This is a genomic window from Pseudoneobacillus rhizolycopersici, assembly GCF_054786815.1.
The window spans coordinates 1-20,920 of record NZ_JBTOOE010000005.1 but is presented as its reverse complement, the minus strand read 5'-3'; the positions used below and the strand labels follow the sequence as shown (position 1 = coordinate 20,920).

The window sequence follows — 20,920 nt, the reverse complement described above, 5'->3', positions numbered from 1 at the left end:
TTAGAAAAGTGGTCAAACATGCTCACTTTTTGACAAAATTGTGAAATAAGGCACAAACTTATTGTCTGATCTATTTGTCCATGATATATTATTGATGTGAAGTTAATCACAAACAAACATATACCCCTTTGTTTGACCGTGAAGAATTTCTCCCATCCCCTTTGTTCGTATAATTATAGAAAAAGACCTTGGCAAAGAAATTTGCTAAGGTCTTTTTTATTGATCGATATATCTCCAAAACGTACCGTATTTGGCGGGAACGGATTCAACGATTTGTTTTAACATAAGTTTTTTCATTTCCCGTTCTACTTGTTGGATAGACATATTATAAACGACTGAAATTTCTTTTGAAGCGACAAGTTTAAAATGCTTCAAAAACGTTTCTAATGGTGGTGGAGTTGTTGGAACCGGTATATCCTCTAAAATTTCCATGATAATTTGAACATAGATTTCATATGGATAAAATCCGGTAATCTTAATACCCTCATCCTCGGCATTTTCATTAAAGAACACCAGTGTTGGTATCTCATCTACTTCCATTTCGTTCGTAATTTTTAAATCGCATTGAAAAGCCTTAGCCGCACTTTCTGAATGGATGTCGGTAATAAATTCTTCAATATCAAGCTCTGCACTTTTAGCAGTGTTAGTAAGTACTTCAAAAGTAGAAATATTTTGTTTATCTAAAAACAATACCTCCTGAAGTTTACGTAAAAACCTAATTCCGGCTCTTCTTCCTTGAAGCTCAGCTGCCTTAATCGCTATGGAGGCAATGTAAGGGGATGATATAGGGTTTTCAATCCACAAATCACCATCACAAGACATTCCCGTACGACTGGCTGTTTTTTCCCAATGTTCTGCTAGGCTTTCATAGTTTTTCTTTTTAGAAAAATTTAGTGACGTGATCCGGCCACTGATGACATGGCGAACGGAAAAATACTTCCCATATTCCATCATTAATTTTTTCATGATTGGTTCTAATGCCCAACATTCAGGACAGAGTGGATCGATAAAATAATAAATTTCAATTGGTTTTTTGTCAGTATTGTATGGACAATTCGACTGAATTATGTTCACTCTTCTTCACCTTCGTCAGGTGTATTAATCATATGTTGGGCAGTAAGCACTAATCGATGATAAAATTCATCTCTTAATGGGCCGGTTAATTCAACTTCATCCATTGCACTAGCCATACAAGCTAACCAAGCTTTCGCGCGTTTTGGAGTAACTTCAAAAGGTAGATGTCTAGCCCGCATCATCGGATGACCATGTTCGTTAGAATAAAGCGGTGGTCCACCTAAATATTGAGTCAAAAACTGCTTTTGTTTTCTGGCAATTTCGCTGAATCCAGATGGAAAAATCGGAGCTAAATCAGGGTCCTTGCTAACCCTAGAATAAAAGGCATCGACAAGTCGATGTAATTTTTCCTCCCCGATTACTTCAAATGGGGTGAGCGTATTATCAATCATGCCTGCAAACTCCTTTAATGATTGTATTAGATACCATTTTATCAATGGGTTATAGTTTACTCAAACAAATCGATTCAACAGAACTATTTGTGTAACTTATATCCTTATCATAATCATAAATGCTGGAGAAAACAAAAAAACTGCCTGTAAGATTCAGACAGTTTGATCTTGATTAAGCTCTTGATATTTTTTTTTATAAAAACGTTTGATTTTATTTTCTGTTTTTCGGACAGGAATCTCCATTGATGACAGTAGTTCGATAAAGTTTTTTTGACCTTCTTCAAAATCAATTACTTCATATTCCAATTCATAGTCTTCTGTATTCAAATAATAGCTTCGGTCTAATACTAGTAGCCCACTTCGATATTCCCATTCTGCCCGAATAGTGGATAAGGTACCGAAAAAACGTAATGTATTACTGTCAATTTTCAGAGAATGTATAAGTTGAATAATTTCTCCGTCCGGAATGATATTTTCAGTTATGGCTAAATGGGCTTGTTCAGCCGTCAAAATCTGGTTGGTTTCCAATAGTCCAACACTTGCGGGCTGCTTTAAAGTTAACTCGAAATCATCCGCTTTTTTACGAATTCTTAATGCTGAATGCTTTTCTTTTAATGAAAAGGTTGGCGTATCAAAATAGTGATTTACTTGTAATAAAAACTGTGAATTGTCTAATTGAAAATGTGTTTTTATTTTTTCATATTCTAATTTAGTTAATAAATTCTTAAATTCAATTTCAAGTTCCTGAGACAAAGTAATCATCCTTTCTAAAAAAGTGTACCACGTTTTCTCTAGATAAAAAACAGACTAGTTAAGTAGGTTGATTTTGTTAGAAATGTTGCCGATATGGTAAAATAAACACAAAGATGGAGGTTATAAGTTATGAAGAAAAAGATTCCAGTTTCATCGGCAAAAATCGAGGGTAATCATTTATTATTACATATTGATTCGAATTTATCTGTTAAAGATATGTCCGCTAAGGAGCAAATGCTAGTCGATTCGGACCAATTGTCATTTATTTATATAGTAGAAGCGGAAAACGAATATACATACATAGCTTTGCATAAGGAGCTATGGGAGACGTTAAAAAGAGGGCTAGAAGATAATCTTTCTGTTTACTTATCATCAAATGATAAGGCACAACTATTGTTACCTATGTTTCTCGAAGAATTGAAATACCTTATAGAGAATATTAAAGGAAATAGTAATTATGGTGAAGAAATGGTTGAAAAAGTCGAAAGTTCTTTTTAACCTTTTCATGGTCATCCTATAGAAACGTGAGAGGATACAGGTGAGGTGATCATTTTATGCAAAATTGGGAGTACTTTTTAGCACCTTATAAACAGGCTGTTGAAGAGTTAAAGATTAAATTTAAAGGGATGCGTACTCAATTTGAAATGGGCACTAGTCACAGCCCGATAGAGTTTGTGACTGGGCGTGTCAAGCCGATTGCAAGCATCCTTGATAAAGCACAGCAAAAGGGGATTGCTTTAGATCGTTTAGAAGAAGAAATGCAAGATATCGCTGGCCTGCGGATGATGTGTCAGTTTGTTGATGACATTCATACTGTGGTTAGATTATTGCGTAATCGCAATGATTTTACAGTTGTTGAAGAACGAGATTACTTATCCAACGGGAAAAAGAGTGGCTATCGTTCTTATCATATGGTTATTTTATACCCAGTTCAAACCATCCATGGGGAGAAAAAAATTCTCGTCGAAATTCAAATTCGGACATTAGCGATGAATTTTTGGGCAACAATTGAGCATTCCTTAAACTATAAATATAAGGGACAGTTCCCTGAAGAAATTAAAATGAGGCTAATACGAGCTGCAGAGGCTGCATTTCAATTAGATGAAGAGATGTCGCAAATTCGCGGTGAGATTCAAGAGGCCCAGGCTTTTTTTACTCAGAAAAGAGATACATAAGACCGAGAAATTTGATATGAGGAGTTAACGTAGATGAAATTTGCAATTACGGCTAAAGGTGATTCAAAGTCGAATACACTCATGCATAAAATGCGCACCTATTTGCAGGATTTTGATCTTAAATATGATGAAGATCAACCGGATATTGTCATTTCCGTCGGAGGAGATGGTACGTTATTATATGCGTTTCATCGTTATGCAAGCCGGCTTGATAAAACCGCATTCGTAGGTGTCCATACCGGTCACTTAGGGTTTTACGCTGATTGGGTTCCAGAGGAAATTGAAAAACTAGTGATTGCGATAGCGAAAACCCCTTATCAGGTCATCGAATATCCTCTATTAGAAGTGATTATACGCTATCAAAATGGGGGGAGAGAAACGCGCTATCTAGCACTAAATGAATCCACAGTGAAAAGTGTTGAGGGAACACTCGTGATGGATGTGGAAATTCGTGGACAGCACTTTGAGCGATTCCGGGGTGATGGCTTATGTATCTCCACTCCTTCAGGAAGTACAGCGTACAATAAGGCTCTTGGGGGAGCTATTATCCATCCATCTTTACCGTCGATCCAAGTGGCTGAGATGGCATCCATTAATAATCGTGTTTTCCGTACGGTTGGATCGCCTTTAATTTTGCCAGATCATCATACCTGTATGTTGAAACCAGTTAATCGCGTTGATTTTCAGGTGACAATTGATCATTTAACCCTGTTACATAAAGATGTCAAGTCGATTCAATTTCGCGTTGCCGATGAAAAAATCCGCTTTGCTCGCTTCCGACCTTTTCCGTTCTGGAAAAGAGTACATGACTCTTTTATTTCGGATTCTGATTGATGAGCTTGCAGCAGTTTCAGTTACGTTGGATTATTTCTGAGTCGGAAGCTGGGAAATCGATAAAGGAATTTGTAAAAGTGCATGAGATTTCGAAAGCAGCTTTGACAGATATTAAATATGATGGTGGTAAAATTTTAGTAAATGGCACTGAGAGAAGCGTCAGGCATAGCTTAGCCACAGGGGACTGTTTAGAGGTTCTTTTTCCACTAGAAGTACCTAGTGTTGGAATGATCATCGAGGATATACCATTGGAGATTGTCTATGAGGATGATTGGGTACTTGTTGTAAACAAACCCGCATTTATGAATACCATTCCATCGAGGGAACATCCTACGGGCAGCTTGGCCAATGGGTTATTAGGCTATTATCGTGAAATTGGTTTGGTTGCTGCGCCACATATTGTAACAAGATTAGACAGAAACACATCGGGACTTGTAGTGGTAGCAAAACATCGTCATGTTCATCATTTGATGAGTGAGCAACAAAAGCGCGGGCTGGTGAAAAGAACGTATGTGGCTCTCGTGGAAGGAAATCTTAAAAAGGACTTTGGAACGATTGAAGCACCAATTGCAAGGAAACCCGATAGCATTATCGAACGTGAGGTTTCTATCGATGGAAGAGGACAATATGCCTGTACTCATTATCATGTGCTGGGGCGATTTGCGGAATATAACTTAGTGGAACTCAAATTAGAAACTGGTCGTACCCATCAAATTCGTGTACATATGTCTTACATGGGACATCCTTTGTTAGGGGACGATCTTTATGGAGGAAGCACAAATAGAATTGTCCGCCAGGCCTTACATTGTCAATCTGTAGCGTTTGTCCATCCAATTGAAAAAAACTTGATTTCTTTTGAAATACCGATAGCTTCTGATATGGAAAAACTATTAAAGGCTGCCCCAATCTAGAGGTCAGCCTTTAATCAATTAATCAAATTCTTCACGAAATTTCTCAGCCACCATCGGCAACGAAGAAGATACAGAAACGGTTTCTTTTTCTGGATATCTTAATGCCGTTAAATTTCCGCCAAACACACAACCGGTATCAATGTTAACGGTATGCCCAATCCAACGAGGTTCCTTTACAGGGGTGTGACCGTACACAATCATGGCATTACCATTATAGTTCTTTGCCCAATCACGTCGGACAGGTGAACCATCAGGATGCTTTTCTCCGGTTATATCACCATATAAAACAAAGGTCTTGACACGTGAATTGTTTTTCCCGATTAAATCCTCCTTAATGCCTGCATGGGCAATCACTAGATTACCATCATCTAGTACTTGATAAAGTGGCGCAGATTCATATAGTTCGATAAATTTGCTACGAACCTGCTTTTGTTCTTTTTTTCCTAAATTTAAGTATTCTTCCACAGTGGTCTCTAGACCATGGGCAATTTGGACCTTATTCCCTAAAAAATACCGATATAGCTTGTTGCAATGATTTCCGGGACTGTAATGGGCACCGTGGTTTTTCACTAACTCATAAACGACGTCGATAACCTTTAAAGATAGGGGCCCTCGATCGGTTAAATCGCCGACAAATGCCAATTTTCTTTTATTAGGGTGAATCGGAACACTTTCGGTCCAACTGTAGCCTAGTTTTGTAGTTAGCTCCTTCAATTCCTGAAAACAACCGTGGATATCTCCAATAACATCAATTTTCATTCGCATCACCTTCTCTAAACATGTCGCGCGATTATTTTCCCCATTAGCCATAACAATAAACGATTTGTTATAAAAATATAAGGGCAAATTAAAAAGACAAAGACAACATAATAAAGTTTTGTTAGTATTATGGAGGAAAGTTTAGAATTCGTGTGAGAGGGGGTAAAGGGATGAAGGACCAAAAAGATAAATTAGAGGAACGGACAGACCAAATGGATGCTGCCATGCTAAAATCCGCTTTATTAAATGATGAAGTGGAGAGGTTCCGTGAAGAATTTCTTGAACTGCATCCTTACGACCAAGCTACTTTTTTCAAGGACCTAGATGAAGAGATTCGTACAAAGGTCTATCATTATCTTTCTCCGGAAGAAATGGCTTCCCTTTTTGAAAACTTAGAAATTGAGGAAGATGAATATAAAGACGTTCTATCCGAGATGACACCAGACTATGCCGCAGACATGTTATCGAATATGTACGCGGATGATGCGGTTGACGTATTAAACGAACTGGATAAGGATCAAGTTGCTAGCTATTTAACGATTATGGATAACGAAGCGGCTCAAGAAATTAAAGAGCTTCTTCATTATGAAGAGTACACCGCCGGTAGTATCATGACAACCGAGTTTATTGCCATCTCGATGAACCAAACAGTACGTTCAGCGATGGTTATTTTAAAAAACGAAGCTCCTAGAGCAGAGACGATTTATTACATCTATGTGGTGGATGAAGAAAAGCGTTTGACTGGGGTTATTTCCTTAAGAGATTTAATCGTTAGTGATGATGATACTTTTATTTCAGAAATTATGAATGATCGGGTCGTTTCGGTAATGGTCGGGGAAGATCAGGAGGAAGTTGCTAAAAAAATTCGAGATTATAATTTCTTAGCGGTTCCTGTTGTTGATTTTCAGAACCATATCCTTGGAATCATTACTGTTGATGATATTGTCGATGTTATGGAAGAAGAGGCATCAGATGACTATTCGAAACTGGCTGGGGTGTCAGATATGGATACACCTGACCGCAATCCAGTTGCAGCAGCAAGAAAAAGGCTTCCATGGTTAATCATCTTATTATTTTTAGGAATGATGACCGCAAGTTTAATTGGAAAATTTGAGGAAACACTTAATAAAGTAGCGATTTTAGCTACCTTTATTCCGCTAATTGCTGGAATGGCTGGAAATACAGGGACACAATCGCTTGCGGTTGCTGTTAGGGGGATTGCTACAGGAGATTTTCAGAAGGAAAGTAAGTTGAAATTAATTTTCCGTGAAGCAGGTACTGGTCTTATCACTGGTGCTACCTGTGGTACCTTAGTGATGCTGATTGTTTTCTTTTGGCACCATGATTTGTATCTAGGTTTATTGGTAGGAGTATCCATTTTTTCTACGCTAATTGTTGCCACCATTGCTGGATCATTCATTCCGTTACTCATGCATAGGTTTAAAATTGACCCTGCAGTAGCATCTGGCCCCTTCATTACGACCATCAATGACATTATTAGTATCCTGATTTATTTCGGAATGGCCAGTTTGTTTATGAATTATTTGGCGAAATAAGAGGGGGAATTCTATGGAGCATTCAGCATCGGTCACATCGTTAGTGATGGTTATGCTAGTTGCTTTTTTGACACCGATTCTTATGCATCGTTTTAAGTTATCCTTTATTCCTGTAGTGGTAGCAGAAATACTAATGGGACTTTTAATCGGAAAAAGTGGCTTCAATATTGTCCATGAAGATATGTGGTTAGAAACATTGTCTACCCTAGGGTTTATCTTTTTGATGTTTTTAAGTGGACTTGAAATTGATTTTTCCAGTTTCAAACGCAATCAAAAAAGAGAGCGACTTGCGAATGGTAAGACTGAACCAAATTCCTTTGGCGTTGCCAGTTTGATTTTTATCGGTATTTTTGTTCTCTCTTTAGCATTGTCCTATATAATCGTTTTGTTAGGTTTTGTCGACAATATTTTCCTAATGACCCTAATCATTTCAACTATTTCGTTAGGGGTTGTTCTTCCAACTTTAAAGGAGGCACAGCTTACTAAAACAGTTATAGGACAAATTATTTTATTAATTGCAGTTATCGCCGATTTAGTAACCATGATATTATTAGCTGTTTTTGTTTCGTTAAATGAAACGGACGGTGGTAACACTTGGTTGTTATTATTTTTATTTATAGCAGGGGTCGGTTTATATTTTATTGGGAAAAGGTTTAAAAATCGCGCATTTCTTGAAGTGATGTCAAAAGGGACCATTCAAATTGGGACACGGGCAGTATTTGCCTTAATCATCGTCCTAGTGGCAGTATCCGAAACGGTAGGAGCTGAGAATATTTTAGGTGCTTTTTTGGCAGGTGTGTTAGTTTCCCTTTTGTCACCAAATCAGGAGCTAGTACATAAACTGGATTCATTTGGATATGGATTTTTAATTCCGATATTCTTTGTGATGGTTGGGGTAAATTTAGATATTTGGTCTTTATTTAGTGATTTAGGGCTACTGTTACTAATTCCGATTTTATTATTCGCTCTATTCATTTCGAAGATTATTCCAGTTTATCTGTTGACACGATGGTATGACTTAAAGTCTGTTTTGGCTGCAGGGTTTTTGTTGACTTCCACTTTATCACTTGTCATAGCAGCAGCTACAATTGGTGAACGAATTGGTGTTATTACCCCAGAAATGAGTGGGACTTTTATTTTGGTTGCCATCATTACCAGTATTATTTCTCCGATATTCTTTAAGAAGCTATTTCCACAAGAACTTAATTCGGTGCGTAAACTAAGGGTAGCATTTGTTGGAGCTAATCAATTGACCTTACCGGTTTCGCTTGAACTACAATCTTCCCTATATGATACTGTTATGTACCATGTTAAACAGGATAAGGCTGAAAAATCGAATTCAAACTCCAAGTTTGAAATTATTGAACTTGAAAATTATCAATTTGTTACAATTGCTAAAGCTGGGGTAATCAATTCTGACATTATAGTCGTATCTACTGGTGATGATTATTTAAATGCAACACTAGCAGGTCAACTCAAGGAGAAAGGCGTTAATCGGGTGATTGTTCGGATTGAAGATCCGAGATTAGAAGCAGAATTAAAGGAACAAAATATCGAGGTGTTTTCTGTATTGTTGTCAACAAAAACATTAATGCGGGCATTAATTGAGTCGCCCAGTTTATTGAATATTTTAACGAATCAAGAAACCTCGCTATATGAAATACGGATGCTAAATGAACAATTTGAAGGGATATCTTTAAGGAGATTTCCGTTTACTGGTGATGTAATCTTTGTCCGAATTATCCGCGGTAAAGACGCGATTGTCCCACATGGAGACACCGAATTACAAATGTACGACCGCCTAATCGTAACAGGCACCAAGGAATATGTTGACCAACTTAAGAGAGAACTCGAACTACTTTAACCCTGTAAAGCATTCGAAATGTTAAAGTGCTAAAGCACTTTAACGCATTAACGCTTTAAAAAATTTGGGGACTGTCCCCACATGCTTTAAAGCGTTAAAATCTTTTCATTTTTTGGTTTATCGTGTATATTAGTACTAGGTACTAATAACTTGTATAATAACTGAATGGAGGCATTAATGATGAATTTTTCTATGAATAATAAGACTTTTGTTGTTATGGGTGTAGCCAATAAACGCAGTATTGCTTGGGGGATTGCCCGATCACTTCATGAGGCTGGGGCGAAATTAATCTTTACTTATGCAGGGGAAAGATTAGAGAGTAGTGTTCGTGAATTAGCTGAATCTTTAGAGCAAGAGGAAACGATTGTATTACCATGTGATGTAACAAACGACGAAGATGTTGCGAAGTGCTTTGCTGCGATTAAGGACAAGGTCGGAGTCATTCATGGGGTTGCTCATTGTATTGCTTTTGCTAATAAAGAAGAACTTCAAGGCGATTACATGAACACAACACGTGAGGGATTCCTACTTGCCCACAATATTAGTTCATATAGCTTAACAGCTGTAGCAAAGGAAGCGAAGGGGCTAATGACTGAAGGAGGCAGTATCGTAACCTTAACATACTTAGGTGGAGAACGTGTTGTTACTAACTATAACGTTATGGGAGTAGCTAAAGCTTCTCTTGACGCCAGTGTGAAGTACTTAGCAGCTGACCTTGGTAAACAAGGTATCCGCGTTAATTCAATCTCTGCTGGTCCAATTCGTACCCTGTCTGCTAAAGGGGTAAGTGACTTCAATTCAATTTTGAAAGAAATTGAGGAAAAAGCACCTTTACGCCGTACGACAACACCAGAAGAAGTTGGCGATACTGCAGTTTTCTTATTCAGTGATATGTCTCGCGGAATAACTGGGGAAAACATCCACGTTGATTCTGGGTATCATATATTAGGATAGTAATTATAACCGCTTATGGCAATTTTGCTGTAGGCGGTTTTTTGTTGGTTTTTCTATTAATTAGTTGTACTACCCATACATACAAAAAAAGTTTGCATAAGATATATGGACAAAACATTTAGGGGGCTATCAGTATGCTAAATGGTCTGCAATTTTTAATCATCATTTTTGCAAGCTTTAGACTCACCAGACTTATTGTTAATGATAAAATCACCGAATTTATACGTAAGCCATTCCATAAAACAATAGAGGAAATGACTCCGGATGGTAAAACAGAAACTTATATAGAGATTAAAGGGACAGGTTTACGTTATTGGATAGGTGAATTACTTAGCTGTCATTGGTGTACTGGAATATGGAGTGCGGCATTTCTTTATTTGATGTATATATTTTGGCCACAATATTCCTGGCCAGTTACTATGATTTTAGCTATAGCTGGTGGTGCCTCAATTCTTCAAACCATTATTGAAAAAGAATAGTCACATGTCAAAATGAATAGAAAGGATGGTCTTTTATGGGACAACAATCGGATTCAAATGGAAATGTCAATTCAGAAAAAAAAGAACAGACCACACAAGTAAAACCTTCTAGAAAAGTAAAAAAAGGATGCGGTTGTGGAAAAAACAGAAATTAGTTAGAAAACGTCCATCTATTTTTAGATGGGCGTTTTCATTTAGTAAAACCCAAACTGCATAAAAAAGGGCATTAAGCGAAAAATAGAATAAAAATGTACATGATTAGGAAGGATGAAAAATGAAAAAATTCATTGGTTTATTAACCTTAATTCAAATCCTTTCGGTTACTGGTTGTAACCAAACTGATGAAGAGAAGGAAAGCAGAGTATCCTTACTAAAGACAACGGATCCAAGCCCTGTTCAAATTACGAACAAACAAGAAAAAAATATAGCTGAAGAGGTTAAAAATGAAGTTAATAAATTCGGTGAAATCTACGATGTAGCTGTTATAACAGGAAAAAACGATACACTTGTAGTTTATAAAGTTAAGCATTTAAAACGATTTAAGATGAAACAAATTGAAAAAAAAGTCATCAATCAATTACAAGAAAAATTCCCGAAAGAAAATTTTACTGTTTCAAGTGACTATAAAATTTTTATGGAAGCCGTTGAATTAAAAGATAAAGCGGATGACCCAAAATTCTCCGATAAAAAGGCCGAAAAAGAACTGCAAAAAATTATCCGGTTAAAAAATGAACAAACTTAGGAGGATAGGAAATGGCAAACAAAAAGAAGAAAATGACACCGCAGCAACAACAATATCAACAGATTCAACAAAAGCATGAAACGAAAAGACCGGTGTTAAAAAATTGTCTGAAAGCCTTTTTAGTGGGCGGACTCATTTGTTTAATAGGACAAGCCATTTCTTATTTTTATATTGCCTATTTTAATTTTACCGAACAAACAGCGGGAAATCCTACAGTTGCGACAATGGTTTTTATATCAATGCTTCTAACCGGATTTGGAGTCTATGACAGGATTGGTCAGTTTGCAGGTGCTGGAAGTGCAGTGCCTGTCACCGGTTTTGGAAACGCTGTTATATCAGCTGCTATTGAACATCGTACGGAAGGATTTGTTTTAGGCGTTGGTGGCAATATGTTTAAACTTGCTGGGTCAGTTATATTATTCGGTGTTTTTTCGGCATTTGTTGTTGCCTTAATTAAAACAATCCTAAAAATGTGGGGGGTAATTTGATTGCTTCAAGGAAAACAATCTTGGATTTTTAAAAATCGACCCATGATTGCCTCCACCGGAGTATCAGGCGGGCCATTTGAGGCGAATGGTAGACTCGCTGATGACTTTGACATTTTACACGATGATCTATGGATGGGTCAGGATTCCTACGAAAAAGCCCATCGATTATTACTAGAAGAAGCGATGCAATCGACCCTTAAAAAGGTAGCTCTTCAAAAAGATGAAGTTGACTTTATTTTTGCGGGTGATTTAATAAACCAAATTACACCATCTAGTTTTGCTGCAAGAACGATGGCGATTCCCTATTTCGGCTTATTTGGTGCTTGTTCCACATCCATGGAAGGGTTAGCACTAGCATCGTTTGTTGTTAATTATCAAGGAGCGAAGCATGTGTTAACAGGTGCATCTAGTCACAATGCAGCGGTCGAAAAGCAGTTCCGTTATCCAACTGAATATGGTAGCCAAAAACCCCCCACTGCCCAATGGACGATAACAGGGGCTGGTGTTGCCCTTGTAACACCTAACGATGGTAGTAAAAATAAGCCAGTGATGACATCAGCAACAATTGGTAAAGTAATCGATATGGGACTTTCAGATCCCTTTAACATGGGAGGTGCAATGGCACCGGCAGCAGTGGACACCATTACCGCTCATTTTAAAGATTTGAACCTATCACCATCTGACTATGATTTAATTCTTACAGGTGATTTAGGGAAAGTTGGCCAAGAAACGGCTTATGATTTATTACAAAAAAATGGTCTTAAGTTTGAGAGAGCAAAGTTTCAGGATTGCGGCTTAATGATTTATACTGCAGATCAACCCGTTCAATCTGGAGGTAGTGGTGCCGGTTGTTCCGCAACTGTTTTATATGGTCATATCATCAATCAAATGAAAAAAGGCACTTATAAAAAAATTCTAGTTGTGGCAACAGGGGCCCTTTTATCACCATTATCGTTTCAGCAAAAAGAGAGTATTCCTTGTATAGCCCATGCGGTTTCAATTGAAATGGGTAGTTAGGAGGGTTTAGCTAATGATTGCAATGTTTTTTTGGGCTTTTGTTGTCGGAGGCATAATTTGTGTCATTGGACAGATTATGTTTGATGTATTTAAGTTAACACCAGGTCACACGTTGAGTACTCTCGTTGTTATTGGCGCAATTTTGGATGGATTTGGGCTATATGAGCCATTAATCAGTTTTGCTGGGGCAGGAGCAACCATCCCTATAACAAGTTTCGGTAACTCCTTAGTGCATGGTGCTATGCAGGAAGCAGAAAAGCATGGCATTGTTGGGGTATTAACCGGGATGTTTGAAGTAACAAGTTCCGGGATCTCTGCTGCCATAATTTTTGGTTTTATTGGAGCACTACTTTTTAAACCAAAAGGGTAGGACTTGCCTAGACCTTTATCACCATTTTATGGTTTCCTTCATACAATAAAGTAGTTTGATGAAGGAGCGTGAAATGTCCCAATGGATAATGGATTCTTTAAAAACATCGAAAAGAAAACCGGCGTCAATATGAAAGATATCTTTGACCTGGCCAATTCGTTGCAAAATGCCAATTTTAAAGATGAAAATACTGTACGTAATGTGATCAAACGCGTATCGCAAATTGCTAATAAGCCAGTTTCTAAAGAGATGGAAGAAAAAATCGTGCAGTCCATTATAAAAGATGGAAAGCAATTGGATTTTAATTCGATTTCGAAGATGATTAATAAGAAATAGAAGAGCAGGAAGGCTGATTGAAATTAATCAATCAGCCTTTATTTTATTTTAGTTTACGATGTCGAATTAATACCATCTAGTCTACAACCTAATTAGATCACCTGAATGAGACTCCCATCCACTAATTCCAATAATTTTGGAATAATATAAAGGTTTTTCAAGGTAAACTGCTTGGATTAGTTCAAGTGATTCAGCCTGAAGTAAAATGGGTATACTTTCTTTTAGAGAAAACCTCCAGTTTTCATAAAGTCGTTTTGGAAACCCATATAAAACGGTAAAAATCCCCCCATAATAATCTTTTCCTGAATATCCATCTGAATTCCAATGATTCAAATCAAAGTTTTCATTTAAGTAATATCTCCCACTTATTTTGAAATAGTAGTCAGCATCAAATGACTTTATCCATTCATTGGCCTCTAATAATCCTATTGCTTCACCTAACCCCTTGTATGGGCTATCGACGGCTTCCCTTATATCCTCTCGATCACCAAGATATAGGTACTTATCCACCATTCCCTCAATATTATAGGGGAGCCCTCTTTGTAGTCCCAATTCAATCAGTAAAATTTTTGAATCTGGTACTGCTCTCTTAATTGATTCAATTGTCATAATGGTGTGTCTTGCCCGTTCTTCAGCGGAAAAAACTGATCGTATTGGAGTATAGCATAACTTATTGGTAGTGGAATAGATTACAGAAGTTATAATAAATAATCTATTTTTTTTCATGAAAATCTCCTTTCATTTCTGTTAAGGACTGATTTGCCAGAATAGTTTCCTTATATCTATATGGAATGGATTGAATGATGTGTGGGTATGCGTATCCAGAAAATAAAAAGGGCGATACAAGCTGTGAAAAAGTGGTTTGTTTTTACACTTTTCGTTTTTATTTTCATATTAATAAAATGAAGAAATGTGTATAAGGTTTTTGTGTAAAATTAACCAATAAAGGGTGTGTGTAATGCGTAGAGCTGTCGTAGTATTTGTAGAGGAAAATAAGCATCTATTACTACAATTGGGTTGTTTATATACTTCTTTGAAATTTATCAAATCACATGATACAGATCTCGTTGTATTTGGAACGAAAGAAGCTTTGAAGAAAGTACCTAATGACTGTATTAAAGTAGAATGTGAATTGGCTAACGACCCTCCTGAGTTTCTACATTATCGATTTATCAATTCCATTAGTTGTTTGGCACTAGAACAAGCAAATTTTTTAGATGATTACGATCTTATCTTAAGAACAGATGCTGATACATTTTTAACTCCAGCATGGAATAAGTTTTATCCTGCACTTTATACAGTTGGACAAGGTGGGTATGTGAACGATGACTTGACAAGATCGAATCTAAAGAGAATCGCTGCAAAGTTTCAATTAAGGCATCAGGGGCTGCATAATCTTGGTTCGACTCACTACGGTAGCGCTAGCCTAGTAAGGGATGTTTGTAAACTAGCTACCAAAATCACGGCTCATATTTTGACTGAAGAGTTTAAAAACGGAGAAGGACAATGGCCAAGTTGGTATCGTGGGGTTGCGTCCATGTATGGTTGCGAGATTGCTGCTAACCATTTCGTTGACCAAATCATAAAAGATGGTAATAGAATTGATTTTGGCAGTGCTTCAACAGAATCTATTGATAATCATCCGCATATACACTGTTGGCATACCGATAATATGTTTTCTAAATTTCAATTTACAGCCGGAAATTATGACGATTTGAGTGTGGATGGTTTGGATATAAACAAAATTCATAATTATTGTATATTTATTGCATTAAAATCCAAGGAATATTTCCAAATTTAATAAATTTCCCCTATTACTTTATCAAAAAGTTCCAATCCCCTCCCTAGCTAGAGGGGATATTTTTTATAGTAAAAAGGGCATTATTAGTAGTTTGATTGTCCAACCATCATTTAGAAATGGACATACTATATTTCTAGAGCAGAAAAATATTTTATGCTTATATTTTGTGAAAAGGAGTGTAAAAACTAAATGCCAGTAGAAGCAAATTTTAATCTTCCTAATCAACGTGCAAGAGTTACTGTAACTGATGTAGGTGGTGGTTGTGTTGATATTAAGGTAGAAAACTTAAACAATCCAATGATAGGAGAAACAGGATTTATTGGAGATATCTGTATTAGACTGAAAACAGGAAATTTAGGACCTTTTTCCTTTGGCACCCCATCCTCCCCAGGAACGATAGATCAGCAAGGGAATATTCAATGTTCAAACTGCGGTAACAATTTTACTTTTGCGATTCGCTTAAGTGAAGGAGCGGGTCAGACAGTTGGACCAGGTCAAACAAAAACATTTAGAATTTGTGGAAATGCCAATCTTGATGAAACTGATTTTGTAGCAGTAGGATTACATTTTCAGTTTGGGCAAGGACAGAGTAACTGTACTGTAAGTAATTTTGGAGTACCGGTTACAACCACCACAACCACAACATCAACCACTACCACAACAACGACGACAACGACCACAACAACGACCACCACAACAACGACCACCACAACAACGACCACCACAACAACGACCACAACGACAACGACGACAACGACCACAACAACAACCACAACAACCACAACAACGACGACAACAACGACGACAACAACGACAACAACGACGACAACGACGACAACGACGACAACGACCACAACAACGACAACGACCACAACCACAACGACCACAACAACAACGACCACAACCACAACGACCACAACCACAACCACAACTACAACAACAACAACAACAACTACAACAACAACCACAACAACCACGACAACAACGACGACAACGACAACGACAACGACAACGACAACGACAACAACAACGACAACAACGACGACAACGACAACGACCACAACAACAACGACAACCACAACCACAACCACAACCACAACCACAACCACAACCACAACTACTTCAACAACCACAACTACTACTTCAACAACTGTTTGTCCAATTCCAAATCCTCAAACTTGCTGTCAAGTTGTTGTTGAATTTGCTACCCAACTTTTACCGCCTGCTTTAGAGGACTCTGTAACGATTGAAAATGTTATTGTTGATGCAGCAATTGAAGCTGTCTGTCCGGAAAAAGTAATTATTTGTGGTACGGTTAAAAAGATTTTCAGTTATATCGCAGTTGACATGAATGGACATCAACACAAAGAATTCAGAGAAGACGCAAGATCCTTCCAGTGCTTTATTGACCGTGATGATGCAGATGAAGGAGTTCCATCAGATTTTGTAATTGTCGGAGCAGATTTACTTTGTGATGCGTCAACATTTGTACAAAATATGGGAACTCGACCAGGACCAAATGGGGAAGGAATGGTTAACGTATTCTGGAAATTGAGAGAGAAAGACATTATTAAGGTTTGTATTAGAAAAGCAGAATAGGTAGCACATTTATTAATTATCCAATATGAAGGGCTTTTTAGCGGTATGATTCGCTTTGTATGGAATCATACCGCATCCCAAAATGATATTTGAAAGGAGAAAAAGGTATATGGCAATCAATCCTAACTGTCCTATCCCCAATCCACAAACTTGTTGTCAAGTTGTGGTCCATTTTGAAACACAGCTTGTTCCTCCCGCAATAGAAGATACCCTAGAAATCGTTGATATTAAAGTCGAAGCTGCGATCGAAGCGGTTTGTCCAGAAAAGGTAATTGTTTGTGGAAAAGTCATTAAAAAATTCACATATGATTCCATTGATTCAAGTGGTATTATTCGTAATGAAAACAGAACTGATGAACGGGCATTCCAATGCTTTATTGACCGTGATGATGCTGATGAAGGAGTGCCATCTGATTTTGTTATTACAGGGGCAGAGTTATTATGTGAAGCATCCATGTTCTTACAGAATCAAGGGACTCGTACAGATGTCAACGGTATAACACATAATGTATTTTGGAAATTTAAGGAGAAGGATATTATTAAAGTTTGTATTAGAAAAGCTAACCCATAATAGGTAGATTCAAAAAAATAACTTCCGAATGAAATAAAACGGTATGAATTCCATTAGAGATATGGGATTCATACCGTTTTTTATTTTTTTACTAAATATAAATTATCCAAATGGATCGATCATTGGTTTTAATTGATTTTGCCAAATCCATTCCGGACTATACCGCTGTCTAGCCAATGTTTTGGCTTTAATCACTTGATTTTCACGCATTTGATTGACGATAATGCCACCATGCTCTGCTAAGTAAGCTTCCTCTGAAGGATGATATTTTTCATGGGTATTGTATCCGAAATTCCGTGCATCCCATCTCATAAAATAGGAATTTAATTGCTTTCCAAGCTCGTTTAATGCTGGAACTTGTTCATTTAAAACAATAAAATTCCCCTTACTTGCAGCCTCTAAAACTGTTAATCCAAAAGACTCTGAAAATGATGGGCAGATAAATAGATTGGATAAGGAAAATAACTCTAGAACAGCTTTTCTCGGAAAACCATTTTTAAATTCATCGATGTTTGAGGTGAAAAACATATCTTCATTGTCAAGTCCATTCGCAATCCCTACTTTTTTAATCATTTTTTTATAAACAGCAGGGGCGACGTCACTTGAAGGGAAATCACAGAATATTACTTTTACACTTTTTTCATAGTTCTTTTTAATCGCTCCACACAGTGCTGCAACCTTTTCGAATTTTTTCCCATATGTCAGTCTCCCAGGATAGATGACAAGTATGTCGGGTGAAATTAGATCAGTATATTGTGCCAATAATTTAGTTTCATTACTTACGAAACTTAGGATATCTAAACTATTATTTACAACTCTACATAGACCCTCAGGGACATTGTATTGATTGGCTAAGGCAGTTAATCCTGATTGTGTAGGATAAATATAAAACGTATTTTTCATAGGGGTGTATCTTGCAGAAAATGGCCAAACAGTTTTATTTGGACGATTTACAGGTGCTGAGTGTGTAAAGGCGATAAATTTAACTTTTGGTAATTGTTCTTGTGCTTTTCGAATCGCAACATTATGAAGTAAGTGCCAACCCTGATAGTGAATATCATGCATGATACATACGTCTACATCTGTAAGTTGTTCAATAAAGTCATGGGCGATAGCATCTGCTTCATCAAAAAATGTGCTGTGTACCTTTCCATTTGGTTGAGAATAGTCTCCCCAATGCATTTGTTGACCATTCAGGGAATTAGTGATTTTAACCCATTCAATGCGTTCATCTAGAAAAATCCCAAACCTCTCATGATCTGGACAATTCTCTGTCACTAATACTTTCGTGCTTATTCCTGCATTTAATAACATTCGGAGTTGCTCAGCTACAACATTTACTAATGAATAAGTACTATCTAAACCATTAAACATGGTCAAGAGTGCTACTTTCATTAAAAAACCTCCTATTACATCATATTGACATAGTAGTATATACAGTTTGAAGAAATATGTGAGGGAATAGATGTGTTTTAATAGGTAGAATCAATTTTGTTCAAAAACAAAGGCTTGGCCGTGGTTATTAACCTATACAGGATTCATTAACTTGTCATAACATACTGTGAGTTGTTTACCCAATAATCTTTTATTAAAATGGCCAGATATAAATTTTTAATTATAACATATTTAGATTTTGACTTGTTAATTAGGGTTTGGAGGTTTTGTAAGTGAAAGAAAAATATAGGCGTGATTATTGCGAACGTTGTGATAGAAAGAAAGATTATTGTAGATGTTACAAGGAAGATAAGTGTAGGGAAGATAAAAAGTATGAAGAAAGAGGTAAGAAAGGCCCGCCAGGACCAAAAGGCCCACCGGGTCCACCCGGACCAAGAGGACCAATTGGACCGCAGGGGCCGAAGGGACCACAGGGGCCACAGGGGCCACAGGGGCCAAGGGGACCACAGGGATTACAAGGGCCACAGGGAGCGCAAGGAGCGCAAGGAGCGCAAGGAGCGCAAGGAGCACAAGGAGCGCAAGGAGCGCAAGGAGCGCAAGGAGTGCAAGGAGCACAAGGAGCGCAAGGAGCGCAAGGAGCGCAAGGAGCACAAGGGGCACAAGGAGCACAAGGAGCGCAAGGAGCGCAAGGAGCACAAGGAGCACAAGGAGCACAAGGACCACCAGCACCTCCTAAAAATCTTTGCTGCCATGTAATTATTGACCATAGGACTCAACTAGTCCCACCGGCAAAGAGAGGAACAACTAGACACACGGTAGCGATTGAAGCGGAAATTGAAAAGGTGTGTAAAGGTGTTATTGTAATATGTGGGGTTCTTCATAAAACTATTGTTTACACAGCGATTGAAGGTGGAATTGAAAAACAAAATCACATGTTATTCGATGATATATCATTTAATTGTATTATTGCTCGTGATGATATTACTGAATCTGATCAATTTATAATTAGCGAAAAGAAGGTTTTATGCGAGATTTTTGCCCATGAAGAAAATTTTGGAGAACACAATCATTCAATTGCTTGGAGTTTCCATGAAAAAGAAATTGTTAAAATATGTATTGAAAAGTTATTAATAACGGATAATGATAAATTGCTGTGAGAAATTTTTTTTCTCACAGCATATTTAATCTAAAAGTATCATAAATATCTAATCTGAAATTATTAGAAATTTTGATTACATGTGTTACACGGTCCACCAGTTGGTTGGAACACGACATTATCGATTGTTGCTTCATCACCTTGTCCAACTGTTGCGAAGTTTTGGAATGAAATACAAGCTGAATTTGCTCCAGCAGGAATACATACAACAAGAGTATAGTGTTGGAATAAAGATTGTGGCTGTCTATTAACAGGTACGATGTTCGGAATATTACCAGTTGAAAGTTGAGCTAGAGTTGGTGGACAGCTTTGATTTGGAAGATCAGGGAAGGAGACTGCGGCGACAAGTTGAGCATTAGCTCTAACATCTGCTTCAAACGAGAGTGTAAAGCAGCAACCAGGAGAAAGATTTTGAATAGTTTGAGAGATACTTCCACCAGGATTGATACGAGCTGCTTGTTGAATAAATTGACCATTTGGACCAACTACGCCACTATGTGCATCATTTGCCCCAGAGACAACTATTGCATTTACAGGGTTCCAGTTTGAGAGAGTAAGATCATTATCAAAACCTGGATTATTTAATCTGTTCGTACATGGACAACAAGCTTGGGCTGCTGGACCTTGTGGACCTTGAGCACCTTGAGCACCTTGAGCACCTTGAGCACCTTGAGCACCTTGAGCACCTTGAGCA

The 20,920-nt window shown here is 37.5% G+C and carries 24 protein-coding genes; 17 read left to right on the top strand and 7 right to left on the bottom strand.

Going from position 1 to position 20,920, the window contains the following annotated elements:
• Positions 1-216: 216 nt before the first annotated feature.
• The 3 genes from ACX9YW_RS07130 to ACX9YW_RS07120 all read right to left on the bottom strand — a co-directional run bounded on the left by ACX9YW_RS07130 (position 217) and on the right by ACX9YW_RS07120 (position 2,219).
• Positions 217-1,074 (bottom strand): ClpXP adapter SpxH family protein, encoded by an 858-nt coding sequence (locus ACX9YW_RS07130; protein ID WP_460343999.1) that lies wholly within the window; start codon positions 1,072-1,074, stop codon positions 217-219.
• Positions 1,071-1,466: a globin domain-containing protein gene (locus ACX9YW_RS07125; RefSeq protein ID WP_460343996.1), complete on the bottom strand. Its 396-nt coding sequence runs from the start codon at positions 1,464-1,466 to the stop codon at positions 1,071-1,073. Before ACX9YW_RS07125 ends, ACX9YW_RS07130 begins: the two co-directional genes overlap by 4 nt.
• A gap of 153 nt (positions 1,467-1,619) precedes the next feature.
• Positions 1,620-2,219, bottom strand: coding sequence for a CYTH domain-containing protein (locus ACX9YW_RS07120; protein ID WP_460343993.1), 600 nt, complete (start codon positions 2,217-2,219; stop codon positions 1,620-1,622).
• Between the two features lie 129 nt (positions 2,220-2,348).
• Here ACX9YW_RS07120 and ACX9YW_RS07115 point away from each other — a divergent pair, with 129 nt between their 5' ends.
• The 4 genes from ACX9YW_RS07115 to ACX9YW_RS07100 are packed head-to-tail and all read left to right on the top strand — an operon-like array spanning position 2,349 to position 5,139.
• Positions 2,349-2,717, top strand: coding sequence for a UPF0738 family protein (locus ACX9YW_RS07115; RefSeq protein WP_460343990.1), 369 nt, complete (start codon positions 2,349-2,351; stop codon positions 2,715-2,717).
• A gap of 56 nt (positions 2,718-2,773) precedes the next feature.
• Positions 2,774-3,394 carry a GTP diphosphokinase gene (yjbM, locus tag ACX9YW_RS07110; RefSeq protein WP_460343987.1) on the top strand — a complete coding sequence of 207 codons (621 nt, stop codon included), beginning with the start codon at positions 2,774-2,776 and terminating at the stop codon, positions 3,392-3,394.
• Positions 3,395-3,427: 33 nt separating this feature from the next.
• Positions 3,428-4,228 (top strand): NAD kinase, encoded by an 801-nt coding sequence (locus ACX9YW_RS07105; RefSeq protein ID WP_460343984.1) that lies wholly within the window; start codon positions 3,428-3,430, stop codon positions 4,226-4,228.
• On the top strand, positions 4,228-5,139 hold the full coding sequence (locus tag ACX9YW_RS07100) for an RluA family pseudouridine synthase (protein WP_460343981.1): 912 nt from the start codon (positions 4,228-4,230) through the stop codon (positions 5,137-5,139). Before ACX9YW_RS07105 ends, ACX9YW_RS07100 begins: the two co-directional genes overlap by 1 nt.
• Positions 5,140-5,157: 18 nt before the next feature.
• Here the strand turns inward: ACX9YW_RS07100 and prpE are convergent, their stop codons facing one another.
• On the bottom strand, positions 5,158-5,898 hold the full coding sequence (gene prpE, locus ACX9YW_RS07095) for a bis(5'-nucleosyl)-tetraphosphatase PrpE (protein ID WP_460343978.1): 741 nt from the start codon (positions 5,896-5,898) through the stop codon (positions 5,158-5,160).
• Positions 5,899-6,110: 212 nt separating this feature from the next.
• Between prpE and mgtE the strand changes: the two genes are divergently transcribed.
• The 9 genes from mgtE (at position 6,111) to spoVIF (ending at position 13,704) form a co-directional block, all read left to right on the top strand.
• Positions 6,111-7,454, top strand: a complete 1,344-nt coding sequence (mgtE, locus tag ACX9YW_RS07090; RefSeq protein ID WP_460344631.1) for a magnesium transporter — start codon at positions 6,111-6,113, stop codon at positions 7,452-7,454.
• A gap of 13 nt (positions 7,455-7,467) precedes the next feature.
• Positions 7,468-9,318, top strand: a complete 1,851-nt coding sequence (locus tag ACX9YW_RS07085) for a cation:proton antiporter domain-containing protein (protein WP_460343975.1) — start codon at positions 7,468-7,470, stop codon at positions 9,316-9,318.
• Positions 9,319-9,498: 180 nt separating this feature from the next.
• Entirely contained in the window at positions 9,499-10,272 is a 774-nt protein-coding gene (gene fabI, locus ACX9YW_RS07080) for an enoyl-ACP reductase FabI (RefSeq protein ID WP_460344628.1), read from the top strand.
• Positions 10,273-10,406: 134 nt separating this feature from the next.
• On the top strand, positions 10,407-10,751 hold the full coding sequence (locus ACX9YW_RS07075) for a DUF1360 domain-containing protein (protein ID WP_460343972.1): 345 nt from the start codon (positions 10,407-10,409) through the stop codon (positions 10,749-10,751).
• Positions 10,752-11,025: 274 nt separating this feature from the next.
• Positions 11,026-11,493 (top strand): YhcN/YlaJ family sporulation lipoprotein, encoded by a 468-nt coding sequence (locus ACX9YW_RS07070; protein ID WP_460343969.1) that lies wholly within the window; start codon positions 11,026-11,028, stop codon positions 11,491-11,493.
• 11 nt (positions 11,494-11,504) lie between these two features.
• Positions 11,505-11,981 carry a stage V sporulation protein AC gene (gene spoVAC, locus ACX9YW_RS07065; protein WP_460343966.1) on the top strand — a complete coding sequence of 159 codons (477 nt, stop codon included), beginning with the start codon at positions 11,505-11,507 and terminating at the stop codon, positions 11,979-11,981.
• Positions 11,982-12,998: a stage V sporulation protein AD gene (spoVAD, locus tag ACX9YW_RS07060; RefSeq protein ID WP_460343963.1), complete on the top strand. Its 1,017-nt coding sequence runs from the start codon at positions 11,982-11,984 to the stop codon at positions 12,996-12,998.
• Positions 12,999-13,011: 13 nt separating this feature from the next.
• Positions 13,012-13,368 carry a stage V sporulation protein AE gene (spoVAE, locus tag ACX9YW_RS07055; protein ID WP_460343960.1) on the top strand — a complete coding sequence of 119 codons (357 nt, stop codon included), beginning with the start codon at positions 13,012-13,014 and terminating at the stop codon, positions 13,366-13,368.
• An 81-nt stretch (positions 13,369-13,449) separates the two neighbouring features.
• Positions 13,450-13,704 carry a sporulation-specific transcription regulator SpoVIF gene (gene spoVIF, locus ACX9YW_RS07050; protein ID WP_460343957.1) on the top strand — a complete coding sequence of 85 codons (255 nt, stop codon included), beginning with the start codon at positions 13,450-13,452 and terminating at the stop codon, positions 13,702-13,704.
• 81 nt (positions 13,705-13,785) lie between these two features.
• Here spoVIF and ACX9YW_RS07045 read toward each other — a convergent pair whose 3' ends face one another.
• Complete coding sequence (locus ACX9YW_RS07045) at positions 13,786-14,430, bottom strand: hypothetical protein (RefSeq protein ID WP_460343954.1); 645 nt, start codon at positions 14,428-14,430, stop codon at positions 13,786-13,788.
• Between the two features lie 232 nt (positions 14,431-14,662).
• Here ACX9YW_RS07045 and ACX9YW_RS07040 point away from each other — a divergent pair, with 232 nt between their 5' ends.
• The 3 genes from ACX9YW_RS07040 to ACX9YW_RS07030 all read left to right on the top strand — a co-directional run bounded on the left by ACX9YW_RS07040 (position 14,663) and on the right by ACX9YW_RS07030 (position 17,675).
• Positions 14,663-15,505: a DUF7164 domain-containing protein gene (locus tag ACX9YW_RS07040; protein WP_460343951.1), complete on the top strand. Its 843-nt coding sequence runs from the start codon at positions 14,663-14,665 to the stop codon at positions 15,503-15,505.
• A 189-nt stretch (positions 15,506-15,694) separates the two neighbouring features.
• Positions 15,695-17,104 carry a hypothetical protein gene (locus ACX9YW_RS07035; RefSeq protein ID WP_460343948.1) on the top strand — a complete coding sequence of 470 codons (1,410 nt, stop codon included), beginning with the start codon at positions 15,695-15,697 and terminating at the stop codon, positions 17,102-17,104.
• Between the two features lie 109 nt (positions 17,105-17,213).
• Positions 17,214-17,675 (top strand): hypothetical protein, encoded by a 462-nt coding sequence (locus tag ACX9YW_RS07030; RefSeq protein ID WP_460343945.1) that lies wholly within the window; start codon positions 17,214-17,216, stop codon positions 17,673-17,675.
• 102 nt (positions 17,676-17,777) lie between these two features.
• Here ACX9YW_RS07030 and ACX9YW_RS07025 read toward each other — a convergent pair whose 3' ends face one another.
• Positions 17,778-19,070: a glycosyltransferase gene (locus ACX9YW_RS07025; protein ID WP_460343942.1), complete on the bottom strand. Its 1,293-nt coding sequence runs from the start codon at positions 19,068-19,070 to the stop codon at positions 17,778-17,780.
• 272 nt (positions 19,071-19,342) lie between these two features.
• On the opposite strand from ACX9YW_RS07025, the gene ACX9YW_RS07020 reads away from it, so the two are divergent.
• Entirely contained in the window at positions 19,343-20,227 is an 885-nt protein-coding gene (locus ACX9YW_RS07020; protein WP_460343940.1) for a hypothetical protein, read from the top strand.
• Between the two features lie 62 nt (positions 20,228-20,289).
• On the opposite strand, the gene ACX9YW_RS07015 is transcribed toward ACX9YW_RS07020, so the two are convergent.
• Positions 20,290-20,920: collagen-like protein (locus ACX9YW_RS07015; RefSeq protein WP_460343937.1), on the bottom strand; the 631-nt coding region annotated here is incomplete at its 5' end.

Coding starts and splice junctions, on each gene's coding strand:
- ACX9YW_RS07105 (WP_460343984.1), top strand. CDS start 3,428: ATGAAATTTGCAATTACGGCTAAAGGTGATTCAAAGTCGAATACACTC.
- ACX9YW_RS07035 (WP_460343948.1), top strand. CDS start 15,695: ATGCCAGTAGAAGCAAATTTTAATCTTCCTAATCAACGTGCAAGAGTT.
- mgtE (WP_460344631.1), top strand. CDS start 6,111: ATGGATGCTGCCATGCTAAAATCCGCTTTATTAAATGATGAAGTGGAG.
- ACX9YW_RS07115 (WP_460343990.1), top strand. CDS start 2,349: ATGAAGAAAAAGATTCCAGTTTCATCGGCAAAAATCGAGGGTAATCAT.
- ACX9YW_RS07085 (WP_460343975.1), top strand. CDS start 7,468: ATGGAGCATTCAGCATCGGTCACATCGTTAGTGATGGTTATGCTAGTT.
- fabI (WP_460344628.1), top strand. CDS start 9,499: ATGAATTTTTCTATGAATAATAAGACTTTTGTTGTTATGGGTGTAGCC.
- ACX9YW_RS07045 (WP_460343954.1), bottom strand. CDS start 14,430: ATGAAAAAAAATAGATTATTTATTATAACTTCTGTAATCTATTCCACT.
- ACX9YW_RS07025 (WP_460343942.1), bottom strand. CDS start 19,070: ATGAAAGTAGCACTCTTGACCATGTTTAATGGTTTAGATAGTACTTAT.
- spoVAE (WP_460343960.1), top strand. CDS start 13,012: ATGATTGCAATGTTTTTTTGGGCTTTTGTTGTCGGAGGCATAATTTGT.
- spoVIF (WP_460343957.1), top strand. CDS start 13,450: ATGGATAATGGATTCTTTAAAAACATCGAAAAGAAAACCGGCGTCAAT.
- yjbM (WP_460343987.1), top strand. CDS start 2,774: ATGCAAAATTGGGAGTACTTTTTAGCACCTTATAAACAGGCTGTTGAA.
- spoVAC (WP_460343966.1), top strand. CDS start 11,505: ATGGCAAACAAAAAGAAGAAAATGACACCGCAGCAACAACAATATCAA.
- ACX9YW_RS07070 (WP_460343969.1), top strand. CDS start 11,026: ATGAAAAAATTCATTGGTTTATTAACCTTAATTCAAATCCTTTCGGTT.
- ACX9YW_RS07030 (WP_460343945.1), top strand. CDS start 17,214: ATGGCAATCAATCCTAACTGTCCTATCCCCAATCCACAAACTTGTTGT.
- ACX9YW_RS07075 (WP_460343972.1), top strand. CDS start 10,407: ATGCTAAATGGTCTGCAATTTTTAATCATCATTTTTGCAAGCTTTAGA.
- ACX9YW_RS07040 (WP_460343951.1), top strand. CDS start 14,663: ATGCGTAGAGCTGTCGTAGTATTTGTAGAGGAAAATAAGCATCTATTA.
- ACX9YW_RS07125 (WP_460343996.1), bottom strand. CDS start 1,466: ATGATTGATAATACGCTCACCCCATTTGAAGTAATCGGGGAGGAAAAA.
- ACX9YW_RS07100 (WP_460343981.1), top strand. CDS start 4,228: ATGAGCTTGCAGCAGTTTCAGTTACGTTGGATTATTTCTGAGTCGGAA.
- prpE (WP_460343978.1), bottom strand. CDS start 5,898: ATGAAAATTGATGTTATTGGAGATATCCACGGTTGTTTTCAGGAATTG.